This is a genomic window from Vibrio tritonius (assembly GCF_001547935.1).
GTDB lineage: Bacteria > Pseudomonadota > Gammaproteobacteria > Enterobacterales > Vibrionaceae > Vibrio > Vibrio tritonius.
The window spans coordinates 1,920,940-1,933,619 of record NZ_AP014635.1; the positions used below are offsets into that span (position 1 = coordinate 1,920,940).

Here is a 12,680-nt window from a genome sequence, read left to right on the forward strand (position 1 = left end):
AAAAGTTAAATCTCTATGGAAAGCAAACAAAATAGCGCGGCAGGAAGGCTAGAAAGAAACAACTTTAAACAGACATTAAGATGAAGATGAGCCACTTGGCGCAATTCATCGATTCTTTGTACCGTACTGTCACCGGCAATTTGAAATGTACTACTTGTACCCGGCTGAACCAGATAGAACATCGTGGTAAGAACCCAAAACCAAATCATTAGCACAAACGAATAATCCGCGGCATGGGTCAAAGTCAGTAGCGTTGTATAATGTGTGATGGTCATCAGTGCCAATAATGAAATCACATTCGCCACACAGATAAACAAAACAACCTTTACCGCCAAATTTTTCATGCCACTCATTCACTCTACTATTTCGGATTTATTGAAAATCATCCAACCGTTTTTTACTACAGCACTGGCATCCAAGCCGATTCTGGTAATAGATACACACCAGGGTCATAGTCTGATCCAACACCAACAATATGGCCGATCCCTGATGCCATAACAGCCAACGTCACATCAAAGGCGTTGAGGCTATCGCCAAAACCAGCGGTCAAATTAAACATGGATCCATCGGCGAGTAAGTAAACGGTTTTACCATCCAAACAATAGGCGTTGATATATGGCATAGGCTCACTATGAACCGCGTGTGATTTGAGATAACCGACATCAATCTCTTTTGCTACATGGCCCACATTAAGAATAAATACGCCATCTGGCATTGCGTCTAGGTGCTTCGCTGTAATCACATCATGTGCGCCAGTTGCAGTAGCGAACACATCACCGTATTGAGCGGCATCACTCATCTCGACCACTGACCAACCATCGTATTTCGCCTGAAGAGCTCGAGCTGGATTGGTTTCCACGATTTTGACCTGTCCACCATAAGCTTTCGCGGCAGCCGCTGTTCCTTGACCTACAAGACCATAGCCAATCACGATCACCACTTTTTCATGTAGTGTAAGGTGCGTAGTTTGGAAAAAGGTGTGCCAGGCGGTTAATCCCACCATATGACGATTGTGCAAACCTTCTTTCACCGGAAGATCATCCCAGTTAAAAATAGGATAGCGCGGGTGAACACTACCAAGACGACTGATACCTGACCCAGTGGCTTCTAAGCCGGCAACAATGGTTGGGCCATCGGCCTTTTCATGCAATCGTGTGGTTAGGTCTGCGCCCATTTCGCAAAGATGTGTAGGCTGCCATTCAAGTGCAAGATCAAACGATTTAGACCACTCGTCATCTTCCATATCACGCCATGCGTGTCCTTGTGCTCCTTTACTTTTAAGGTATGCGACTACTTCATCTTGCACTGTCGTCGGATTGCACGTGGTGAGATAAATACTCGCCCCTTTATTAAGTAACCCTTCGACTAAAGGAATCATCTTTAAATCTAAATGCATATTGCAAGCAAGGCGAACTCCTGTCAGATCAGGCAGTTCATTTATGGCACGTCGAGTGCGAGTCATGTGCAATGCAGTCCAATTGAGTTCCGCTGCAAAATCCTTATACATGAGGGCTCCAATCAAATGACTTATCATACCAAACTAGGTAATTAAATCGCTTTCAAATCAATTGATTGCATAATACCGCACTTTTAAGCGTCGCGCAGCATACTCGCCAAAGATTGTGATGCAAATGAAGGCAACCCGACCACTCGAGATCTTTAACAGTAAAGTAATAAGGCTGAAACATTAGCTCATTTTTTAGACAAAGAAAGTGCGCTAGAAGCATCACGCATTGATGATGGATAAATCATCACAACAAAACAGGAATTGAAGAAAAGAACTTACCAATGAGGAAAAGCAGCGTCGCTGTTGTTAGCGTCTTGATTAAGACTGTCTGCAGGCTCGTCAAGCTGTTCTAGCTCTTCTCGAGACATAGAAAAGTAAGCAAATGTCTGCTCAATAAAACGTTGAGTGTCGACATTCACATTATCAATTTCGTTATTAGAAAATAAAACCATACCCATATACTCCTTTTAATATTTAGTTTCGTGGGTCAACAAATACTCCTTCTCAAAAATATTTTCGTTGAACACCGACTATTATACAGATTAGGAGTTATTTTGCCAGTAAAAATAACTTACTCAATAAAACGCAATGAAAAACATCATGAAGGCAGCATTGTAAGTTGCTGATATAAATGAATTAAAAAATTAATGCAAATTAATAAACACGTCTATTAGTAAACAGAAGTAATATTTATGGCAGCAAGATCTTTTGTTTATTATTACTTTAATCTGACCAATAAATGACAATTAACCCTATAAATAAAACGGAGTATTTTCTATTTTCTTAAATCAAAAACCAACTATTTATTGCATATCAATAGGACACACAGTCTCACACGCTCCCCCTCCTTGGCGAAGAGGGGCTGCTTATCAGCATCTACCTGATGAGTAAAATTAGAGCATCATTAGGAACGGTTATTTAGAGGAAAAAACTTTATTTAACGAGCAAATCAACTGTCAGTTTATGTCGCAATCCCGACAATGTACCGTAAGTACCTCCTAATCTTACGGCATCACTATACAATTACGTTGAACTCTCGTAATTGAGCTTAACCTTTACTCATTGATGAAGCTCTGAATTCAGCATCTTGAGGGCATTTGGGTGTGTACCCAAATGTCCTTATCTGTTTTGGCATGAAACATGAAACGGCATGGGTTAGTCATCTCACATTACAAAAGGAAAACAGTATGTCTAATACAACGATTGAACAAGATCTTACTAAAGCGCTAAAGCGTGCCAAGCGTATTGTTGCAGAGCGTGCTGGAGAATTACACGATTTAGTAGAAGAGCGCCTACCGGAAGATTATGAACAGCTCCCTATCCTCAGCCAAGCTTGCTATGAAGCCTGTTTAGAATGGGCAACACTAAAAGAACAGATACGCAAACTCGCTGATTAACGCCTGCTCGCTCTTATTACTTTAGTGGCGCAGACGATCAACAATACCGACAAATCTAGAGACGCCAGCACTCACATCTTCTAAGCCATGTTGTACCGAGTGAATGCTGTCTTCTCCTTGTAATGCGACGAGATTTACCGAATCAAGATGACCATCCATTTCCCCAATCAAACGTGTATTTTCCGACACAACCTCGGTAATTTCATCAGTCGCCGCAGATGTTCGAGAAGCCAATTTTCGCACCTCATCGGCAACCACCGCAAAACCACGACCCGTTTCCCCAGCTCGCGCTGCTTCTATTGCCGCGTTGAGTGCTAAAAGGTTCGTTTGGTTTGCAATTCCATTAATGGTGGTCACTATCTCATTGATATTTTTTGACTGATTCATCAGCTCACCGCCAAGCTCACTAGCTCCCTTCACTCTTGCCGCCACCCGATGAGACGTTTCAACTGCATCATTTAACACATGAATCGCGGAATCTGTAATTCTTGAAGTTTCCTCAGAAATTGAAGCAGCCATCTCCACTGCTTGAAGAGCTAAATTGACACGTTCGGTAATGTCAGACGCAAATTTGATGACTTTATATACTTCACCTTTACGATTAAAGATTGGATTATAGGTCGCCTCTACCCAAATGGTATTGTCGTGCGCATCTTTGCGCTGAAAGCGCCCAGTAAAATGTTCTCCCCGTTGTAACTTAAGCCAAAAATCAGGATTCTCGCTATAGAAATCAGGGAAACAAAACATTTTATGGTGCTTGCCCTCTATCTGCTTCAGCTCATAACCCATAACATTAAGGAAGTTTTTATTCGCTCGTAGAATAGTGCCATCGGGAGTAAACTCAATAACCGCAAGGGAGCGATCCAGCGCTTCCAGAATTGCGTTTTTACTAACGAGTTTCTTAGACTCCTCCGTCACATCAGTACATATTTTTACGACTTCAACGACACGCCCAGAAGCGTCTTTTACCGGAAAATAGTTAGCAGAGAGGTAAAGAATGTCACCATTTTTTGTGTAACGCTGAAAAATACCTTTACGTCCATGACCATTCGCGAGATCGCTCCAAAATTCGCGATATTCGGAAGAGTTAGCCAAGCTACTATCACAAAAGATACGGTGATGCTGACCGGTAATTTCAGCTAATGAATAGCCAGTTGCAGCTAAAAATAGTGCATTTGCATCAATGATGGTGCCATCTGGTTTAAATTTGATATAAGCGGTGTGCTCTTTAATGGATTGCAACTCAAGTAAGCCTCGTTCACCTTCCAACTGATTAGCCTGCTCACCATCATCCGTCATGTTTTTGTGCTTAAACCACATGTCACTATCCCTTCTTTAACTATTAAATTGACTATCGCAAGATAGGCGCGAGTCAAAATCTCTTTTCTAACTCCAAAGAGTCATATCATTAAATATACATGCTGTTGAGTAACTTGCTGGATTTTTCCTAACTATCGTTGAGATCTAAGCTAGATTGAGATCTGAGTTACATTGATGCGAGAAAGAAGCCCATGAGCCGACTGAATAACGGTTGCCAATTATGCTCAAACTTTGATAATCAGAAAGGTGTTAATTAAGGTCCCTGCTTTACCGTAAAGACATTCTGAACAATAAAAGCTGTCTACTCTATTGTACCGACGCGCCACAAGGGATAATGGTTGGAAACCAAATTAAAAAAAGGCGAAGCTGCTATCAACTTCGCCTTACACTGTTTACTACTTATGAAAGCTATTTTTGTGTGAGTGCGTTATTGCGAATCAACTCTTCATACCAATAAGAGCTTTTCTTACGCAAACGACCAAGATCTTTCAAATCGAATTCATCACGATTGACATAGATAAAACCATAACGCTTACGACACCCTTGGTGAGTGGAAATCAAATCAATCGCAGACCATGGCGTGTAACCAAACAGTTGTACTCCATCGGTGATCGCGAGTTGCATTTGTTCGATGTGGGCTTGCAGGTATTCGATACGATAATCGTCATTCACTTGACCTTGCGCATCCACTTCATCAAAAGCTCCTAGCCCATTTTCTGTGATCATTAACGGCAAGTGGTAACGGTCGTTAATTTCACGCAATGTGCTGCGCAAGCCAATAGGGTCAATCTCCCAGCCAAACTCATTGGTTGGTAAGAATGGGTTGTGATGACCACGATACACACCACGTTCACCAATCGTAATATGTTGGTCTTTACCACTGCGTGGCACAGCATCGCTATCGTCGTTGTGACTTGCTTCTACGGTTTGGGAGGTGTAGTAGTTAAAGGCGATGAAGTCGGGTTTCGCACTGGCCAAAACATCAATGTCACCCTCTCTTATTTCCGGTAACCAGCCCTTTTCTTCCATAAATGACCAAGCCACATCGTTGTAGCGACCGCGTACCGCAGCATCAAGATAGAGCCAGTTACGAATCGCGTTATAGTTAAACGCTGCCATAATGTCATCGGGTTTTGAGCTAGCAGGATAGATCAATGCAATGTTTGGCGCAGGGCCAATTTTATTCTCTGGATGTACTTCATGAGACAATGCCATTGCTTTGGCTTGTGCCACCAGCATGTGGTGGTTTTGTTGATAAAGGTCTTTCTGACCACCATCTTTGTCATTTGTACCGATGGCATTACCGTGCAAAATCATCATGTTCTGTTCATTGATAGTCAGCCAATATTTCACTTTGTGGCCGTATTCGTTAAACAGTAATTGCGCGTAATCAGCAAACCACTGGATTGAATCGCGATTGCTCCACCCGCCCATTTCTGCAAGCGCTTGTGGTAAATCGAAATGGTACATAGTGACAATCGGTGTGATCCCCGCTTCAAGCAGCTCATCAATTAAACGGTGGTAGAACTCAATGCCTTTAGGATTCACGTCACCAATACCGTTTGGCATAACGCGGCTCCATGAGATAGAAAAACGGTAAGATTTAAAACCAATCTCTTTGAACAGAGCAACGTCTTCTTTATAACGGTGATAATGGTCACTCGCCACTTTAAAATCCGTAGTTCCTTCTGGGTATTTTTCACGAACGTCAATCACGGATGGCCCTTTGCCATCTTCGTTCCATGCACCTTCAACTTGGTAAGCAGAGGTCGCAGCTCCCCATAGAAAATCATCAGGAAAAGGTTTTAAGGTTTTGTGCAGCATGTGAGCTCCTTTGTTTTTTATTTTGTTTCACTTTCTTCACCCTACGATGGAACCGGTTCCATTACAAGTTGCAAAAAAGACAATCCATGAATATCTGAAAAAGATCAAATAAACACACCATCACAATTAACAATAACATCAACAAAAAGAAATAATATACACCGACTCCGCTACATTCTACGTAATAACGGCTAGGAGACAGACGGCAGCCAAGAAAAATAAAAGCCACTGATTTCAGTGGCTTTTAATGATGGGAATGTTGGAGCATAAAACACGGCGCTAGAGAATTATCTGTAGAGAAGAGGCAGCTTAGTGCCCGCTAGAAAGATCATCATCTAGCGATGGCAGTTGAATACTGAGCGTGCTGAATACACATCCAGCAAGCAGGTTAATAGCGGGGGTCGAATCTTCTGTCTGCTCAGAAATTTCTTCCGCGCAAGGCTCTGCAGCTGCCATACACTGTTCTGGGGTAATGGTTTGACCACTGGTAAAGGTTTTATTTTCCCAAAGTTCGGTGTTATTACACAAAGATTCAATATCATTTTGAGTTAAATCTGCTGCATTAGCAGATGGCATAGTATAAAACAGCGCCACCAAAAGAATGGAGAAAAGCTGTTGTACTCCAAAACATGCTTTTATATTGAGCAAAAAATTCGTTCGCGATAACATCGTTCGCTGCATACTACTGCCTCCGGATTGACCGTATTCAAGCGCACCCCACGTGCATAATTCTGGGTAAATAGTAGTCAATGGATTATTTACTCTGTCAATTGTCTGACAAATCTATTAACAACAGACCTTATGCATCACTGTTTCTGGATCAACATCAAGTTATGACCAAACACCCCCTATTTACTCTAGCTGAATTGGCGAAAAACACCTGAAAATATGGTACAAAATGACCCATGCGTGACATTGTCACTAATTAATCAAAGCAGAACTCATCATTAGTGAGTTTGACAATATTGACCATAGGTTCTTCCCAACCGAGCACTGCTTTAAGTGCTTTGACAGTTAACTTAACTTGGTCTCGTTCAACATTGATTTCAATTTTTAACAAAGGATAGCGTTCCACTTCTCCTTTACCGCCAAAAACCGGATTCGCCCCTTCTAACGCACGATGAGAACCCTCATAGGTGGTGATTGCCCAGCAGTGATCGTACTGACCGATACGATCAACGCCAAGTTCATGCAAAGTACTCAATACCAATTCTTGTTGTTCTGGCTTACAAAAAATGCTCAATAGATACACACTAGCCTTCTTTTATTTTTCAATTTTTCAATATGTTACAAAGAACGAAAAGGAGCAAAAACATCATCAACCCACTTAACAATCGGCAACGCATCACGCTGAATCACTTGAGCAATACGCTCCTGGGTTGGTTGTTCTGTTTGCCATAGGCCCACGATAGCTTCGATTGCAGGTGCGCATTGAAGTGAACAGGTTCGAATCGCTGCGATAATGTCATCCAATGAGACATACCAACTGCCGTGTTCAACCGCGATAATCGTGTATACGGTGCGTAATATTTTTTTGGCCACTTCTCTCCCGACACGCGCGGCGCTACCGTAATTAAGCATGCCTAGCCGCTGCTGCAGGAAATCCGACAAATCCCCGTTAAGGGCATAAGCAATCGCCAGAGATGGCTTTTGCCAGGCAAACTGTCGCGAAAGATCTTCGCCATAAATGCAACAGCAGCAGTGTTTGAGCCAAAAATGCCACCGATACTTCTCTTCTGGAAGCAGCACTTGATGAATAATACCGGGGTCAAAGTCAATTTTGGTGACCAAGTCATAACGCTGCTCAGTGGTACGTTGAATGCCCTTCACAGCGTGTTGCTCTTGCTCGGTTAATTCTTGATTAAAGACCAGAGAGAGATCAAGGTCCGACTGATACTGGCGAGCCTCCCCTCTTGCAACACTACCGTAAAGATACACGCTGTGTAATTTGTCGCCGAGGCAAGTTTGCAACTGACACAAAAGGTCGTCGATGAGCTTACGGTAGTCGGCAGTAATGTACTCAACCTTACATGGGTTAACGATAAAACCCTCGTGATTAAGGCCATTATCTATGTTTTTCGTTTGAATCATAGCGTTCCCATTATGATCAGTTAAGCCAACAATTTATAGAAATAGACCGTCGCACTCAGCTCTCCTTGCGAGCTCATTGCATAGTTTGGGATCTGACCTGCTTCGATGTAGCCAACTTTACGATACAAAAGAGACGCTACGTCACCAACTCGGGTATCAAGCACTAACAAGCTTTGCTCACGACGCATTGCTTCTTGTTCCAACGCATTAAGTAACTGGGTAGCAATGCCTTTCCCCCTTGCATTGCGATGCACCATCAGTTTTTCGACTTCGCCGCGATGTCGACCGTTGGCTTTCTTGCACAAGGCAAGTTGCACGCGGCCTAATACTTCGCCCTCATCTAATGCAACAAACAGAACTCGCTCTTGATCTGCTATGCCCTGAGCCACATTTTGCCAATAGCTGTTTACTTCGTTATCGCTTACAGGATCAATAAATCCGACCGATGCGCCACTTGCTACACAATCTTTTAATAACTGAGCAAGTGAATTATTGATATCTGACAGGTCGTGAATCATGGTTATTTGCATGCGTTTCCCTTGCAGTAAATCGCCTTTTCAATAAGGCCGTACTAAAAATTCACCAAAACCAACACATTATGTGCTGCCTTGCTTTAAGCTACTTTGGCGTAAGCCATTAAATTCGTCAATATATACCCAAGTAACCTCAAGATGCGGTTTCAGCGAGAATGTATTCGCTCATAGACAAGGCACCGATTTGAATACATAGTTATTTTACGTAGAAAATCGGTAACACAGCATAGGAGCGAATACAACTCGCCCTTTGGGAGCTCATCAACAAGCCCATTTCTGCGCCCAATGACGTTGAAAGGGAATGACCATTCCTTCCGTCATTGAGCTTGACCTGTGCTCGTTGATGAAGCTCTGAAATCTGCATCTTGAGGTCATTTGGGTATAATACGGTTATTATTTTTCAATGAGTTAGCCTATAAAAAAAGAAGCTCGCCATCTGCATGGCGAGCTTCTTTAAAATAAAAAGGTCAATCTGATTTAAGCTAAATCACTGCCATTGGAAGCGATGACTTTTTTATACCAGAAGAAGCTCTTCTTACGGCTACGATTACGAGTACCTTGACCACAGTCATCTTGATCGACATGGATAAAACCATAACGCTTGGTGATTTGGTTGGTGCTGGCACTGATGATATCGATTGGTCCCCACCAAGTGTAACCAAACAGGTCGACCCCATCGGCAATCGCTTCTTTCATCTGTTCGATGTGTTGGCGCAAATAGTCGATACGGTAATCATCGTCGATAGAACCGTCTGGATTCACCGTGTCACCAGTACCTAAACCATTTTCCGCAATGAATAATGGTTTATGATAGCGCTCGTACAACTGGTTTAGCGCTAAACGCAAACCTTTCGGGTCAATCTGCCACCCCCAATCGCTGCTTGGCAAGTAAGGATTTTTAATTCCGCCCGTAATGAGGTTACCTTGTGCCCCTTCCAGATTTTCTGGATGAGCACTTACTGTGCTCGACATGTAGTAGCTAAATGAGACGAAATCGACCGGATACTGCGCCAAAATTTCATCATCACCCACTTCTTTTTTCAGTACCACGCCTTTCTCTTTAAATAGACGGTCTGCATAAGCCGGATAACGCCCAGTCGCTTGAACGTCAGAGAAGAACAACGAAACACGCTGTTGTTCTAAACAGGCTTGTACATCATCGGGATGACAAGAATAAGGGTAAAGCATCTGGTAGCTGATCATACAGCCCACTTGTGAGCCAGGGATGATCTTATGGCATGCTTTGGTCGCTAATGCACTAGCAACAAATTGATGGTGCGCCCCTTGGTATTTACCTTGTTCTAGATGTTCATAATCTTCTTCAATAATGCCAACACTCACGTAAGGGTGGTGTTTAACACAGTTGATTTCATTGAAGGTCATCCAATATTTAACCTTTGTGCGATAGCGTTTGAACACCGTTGTCGCAAAGCGTAAATAGAAATCAACCACTCGGCGGTCGGTCCAGCCTTCGTACTCTGTGATTAAATGCAATGGCATTTCGTAATGTGACAGTGACACAATCGGAGTGATGTTGTGTTTGATCAAACAGTCAAATACACGGTCGTAAAACGCCAAACCTTCTTCATTTGGTTCCAGTTCATCACCATTAGGGAAAATACGGGTCCACGCCAGAGACATACGAAAACACTTAAAGCCCATTTCAGCAAACAGTGCGATGTCTTCTTCATAGCGGTGGTAGAAATCAATACCAAAGCGTTTAGGATAAAAACGTTTGGATTGTGGGTCTTGCGCTTCTTTCACTTGCGCATGAGTCATCATAAACCATTGATCAGACCAATGTTCTTTCGGAGTATTAGGGTCAAAAAGATACACATCTGAAGCCGAAAGCCCTTTACCGCCTTCGTCACTACCGCCTTCAATTTGGTTTGCTGCGGTCGCGCCACCCCACATGAAATGCTCAGGAAATGCATTGAATTCTTTCATGATATTATCCTTTAAAAATGAAACGCCTATTCATCAGTCGTCTTTGAACAGGAAAGAGAACTAAGCCAACTGCGCGTTGAGCTTAATCACATTAAATTTGGGCTCTGCATGCCCTTCGTCACAAACATCGACCTGCTTAAAATCGTCACTGTTGGTGACCACCATAATCACGCTGTTATCAATGCCCTCTTTCTCAATGGCCTGATAATCAAACTCAATCAGTGACTGTCCAACTTGAACATGTTCACCTTCAGCCAAATCACATGCGAAATATTTACCGTTCAATTTAACGGTATCGATACCGACATGGATAAGAATTTCAGCGCCCGCATCGCTAGTAATCGCAATGGCGTGTTTGGTTGGGAAAATGGAATTAATGACACCATTGACTGGAGATACCACCGTGCTCGATTCAGGCTTAATTGCAATCCCTTTACCAAAGGTTTCGGAGGCAAACACAGGATCACTCACTTCTGATAGTTTCACTAACAGGCCTTGAACTGGCGCGTGAATTTCTTCATTTACCGCTGGTAGCGAGTTTGCAATAGACGAAGCTGTTGCTTGTTTATTTAATTCCGCAGGTTTACTGGTTGGTGATGTCTTACTTGTTGATTGAGCATTAGGTTCTTCAAAGCCAAGGACCACAGTCACGGCGGCTGCCACCACAAAACTCACCAACAAACTGGCCATCGCATAAAGGAAGGTAGGACCAGCCAAAGCCGGAATACCGGGTAAGCCACTCATGGTGAATGCATACGCTTTAACACCAAAACTCACGGCTAATGCACCACCTAAACCACCACCAATCAATGCAGCAAGAAACGGCTTTTTAAGGCGCATGTTCACACCATACATCGCAGGTTCTGTAATCCCCATTGCAGCAGAAAAACTTGTAGACAATGCTAATGATTTCAGTTTCTTATCACGGCTACGCAAGAAAACACCAAACGCAGCACCGGCTTGGCCTAAGTTGGCAACAAAGAACAGGATCTTAATTGGGTCGTACCCCATAGTGCTGACGTTATTGACCATCACAGGCACCAAGGTGTAATGCATACCGGTAATAATAATCAACGACATGGTTCCGCCGATGATTAAGCCCGCAACACCACCAAGGTGACTAAGTAGCCAAGTGACGCCACCTGTTAAACCATTACCTAGGAACAGTCCTATTGGACCTAAAGCACTTAGCGTAATCGGGGTCACAATGATCAAAGTAAACAGAGGAACGAACATGGTCTTCAACGGCCCAGGCATAAAACGATCGATAAATCGCTCCACAAAGGACATCAACCAAATAGCTAAAATAATCGGTACCACTGAAGAAGCATAGGATGCGGGAGTAATTGGTAAGCCAAAGAAACTAAGCGCATCGCCAGATTTCAAACTCTGCTGAAATAGCCCAGTGATGGATGGGTGGAATAACACCGCAGCCATCGCTACTGCGACATATGGGTTACACTTGAAGCGTGTTGCACAGCTATACGCTAACACCAAAGGCAAGAGATAAAAGACGCCATCGCTGATGGCATACAAGATTTGATAATTGGCTCCGGATTTATCCATCACCTCAAAGGTAAGCAGCAGCGCCAAAATCCCTTTAAGAATACCTGCGCCAGCAATTGCCGGAATAATAGGTGAAAAAATACCACTAATGGTCTCCATCAAACGAGCCAAGAGATTCTTTTCGCTTTTCTTTTGTTCTGCTTGTGGGGAACCTATTTTAGCATCATAGGCTTCTTTTAAACGGGGAATTGAACTTAGAATTTCATCGCAAACATCATCAACTTGGTTACCGATGATAACCTGAAATTGATCGCCTGAGACATTAACACCAAAGACTCCGTCAAGTTGAAGAATGGATTCTTGGTCAACTGCGGAAAGATCGTTTAGATTAAAGCGTAAACGCGTAATGCAGTGAAAAAGGAATGTGATATTGTCTGCGCCGCCAACGTGTTCCACGATTTGACGCGCTAAGGTTGATGTATTCATCATCTTCTCCAGAAAGAAATTTGTCCTGACGATAAATCGCCATTGGGATCCCTCTGGTGTTTGCCTGAT

At 43.0% G+C, this 12,680-nt stretch carries 13 protein-coding genes and 1 pseudogene; 1 reads left to right on the plus strand and 13 read right to left on the minus strand.

Annotated elements, in window-relative coordinates:
- Nucleotides 1–5 precede the first annotated feature (5 nt).
- From JCM16456_RS08420 to JCM16456_RS08430, 3 genes are all read right to left on the minus strand, one after another.
- Nucleotides 6–353 carry a hypothetical protein gene (locus tag JCM16456_RS08420; RefSeq protein WP_156430483.1) on the minus strand — a complete coding sequence of 116 codons (348 nt, stop codon included), beginning with the start codon at nucleotides 351–353 and terminating at the stop codon, nucleotides 6–8.
- A 47-nt stretch (nucleotides 354–400) separates the two neighbouring features.
- Complete coding sequence (locus tag JCM16456_RS08425; RefSeq protein WP_068713796.1) at nucleotides 401–1,507, minus strand: adenosylhomocysteinase; 1,107 nt, start codon at nucleotides 1,505–1,507, stop codon at nucleotides 401–403.
- 275 nt (nucleotides 1,508–1,782) lie between these two features.
- Nucleotides 1,783–1,959 carry a hypothetical protein gene (locus JCM16456_RS08430; protein ID WP_156430484.1) on the minus strand — a complete coding sequence of 59 codons (177 nt, stop codon included), beginning with the start codon at nucleotides 1,957–1,959 and terminating at the stop codon, nucleotides 1,783–1,785.
- A gap of 735 nt (nucleotides 1,960–2,694) precedes the next feature.
- Between JCM16456_RS08430 and JCM16456_RS08435 the strand changes: the two genes are divergently transcribed.
- Nucleotides 2,695–2,904 (plus strand): CCE_0567 family metalloprotein, encoded by a 210-nt coding sequence (locus tag JCM16456_RS08435; protein ID WP_068713798.1) that lies wholly within the window; start codon nucleotides 2,695–2,697, stop codon nucleotides 2,902–2,904.
- Nucleotides 2,905–2,925: 21 nt separating this feature from the next.
- On the opposite strand, the gene JCM16456_RS24455 is transcribed toward JCM16456_RS08435, so the two are convergent.
- The 10 genes and pseudogenes from JCM16456_RS24455 to JCM16456_RS08475 form a co-directional block, all read right to left on the minus strand.
- Nucleotides 2,926–3,423, minus strand: a complete 498-nt coding sequence (locus tag JCM16456_RS24455) for a methyl-accepting chemotaxis protein (RefSeq protein WP_404819187.1) — start codon at nucleotides 3,421–3,423, stop codon at nucleotides 2,926–2,928.
- A 30-nt stretch (nucleotides 3,424–3,453) separates the two neighbouring features.
- Nucleotides 3,454–4,224: pseudogene (locus JCM16456_RS24460) on the minus strand (PAS domain-containing protein); the annotation flags it as partial.
- Between the two features lie 408 nt (nucleotides 4,225–4,632).
- The gene (locus tag JCM16456_RS08445; RefSeq protein WP_068713799.1) at nucleotides 4,633–6,048 is read right to left on the minus strand and encodes a glycoside hydrolase family 1 protein; all 1,416 of its coding nucleotides are present in this window, start codon (nucleotides 6,046–6,048) and stop codon (nucleotides 4,633–4,635) included.
- 309 nt (nucleotides 6,049–6,357) lie between these two features.
- On the minus strand, nucleotides 6,358–6,729 hold the full coding sequence (locus JCM16456_RS08450) for a hypothetical protein (RefSeq protein WP_068713800.1): 372 nt from the start codon (nucleotides 6,727–6,729) through the stop codon (nucleotides 6,358–6,360).
- Between the two features lie 244 nt (nucleotides 6,730–6,973).
- Nucleotides 6,974–7,300 (minus strand): hypothetical protein, encoded by a 327-nt coding sequence (locus JCM16456_RS08455; RefSeq protein WP_068713801.1) that lies wholly within the window; start codon nucleotides 7,298–7,300, stop codon nucleotides 6,974–6,976.
- Between the two features lie 35 nt (nucleotides 7,301–7,335).
- Nucleotides 7,336–8,139, minus strand: coding sequence for a nucleotidyltransferase domain-containing protein (locus tag JCM16456_RS08460; protein ID WP_068713802.1), 804 nt, complete (start codon nucleotides 8,137–8,139; stop codon nucleotides 7,336–7,338).
- A 20-nt stretch (nucleotides 8,140–8,159) separates the two neighbouring features.
- Complete coding sequence (locus JCM16456_RS08465; protein ID WP_068713803.1) at nucleotides 8,160–8,669, minus strand: GNAT family N-acetyltransferase; 510 nt, start codon at nucleotides 8,667–8,669, stop codon at nucleotides 8,160–8,162.
- Between the two features lie 199 nt (nucleotides 8,670–8,868).
- Entirely contained in the window at nucleotides 8,869–9,036 is a 168-nt protein-coding gene (locus JCM16456_RS23645) for a hypothetical protein (protein WP_156430485.1), read from the minus strand.
- Nucleotides 9,037–9,149: 113 nt separating this feature from the next.
- A complete protein-coding gene (locus tag JCM16456_RS08470) occupies nucleotides 9,150–10,619 on the minus strand; it encodes a glycoside hydrolase family 1 protein (RefSeq protein ID WP_068713804.1) in 1,470 nt (489 codons plus the stop codon).
- A 60-nt stretch (nucleotides 10,620–10,679) separates the two neighbouring features.
- Complete coding sequence (locus tag JCM16456_RS08475) at nucleotides 10,680–12,614, minus strand: beta-glucoside-specific PTS transporter subunit IIABC (protein ID WP_225251047.1); 1,935 nt, start codon at nucleotides 12,612–12,614, stop codon at nucleotides 10,680–10,682.
- Nucleotides 12,615–12,680: the final 66 nt, after the last annotated feature.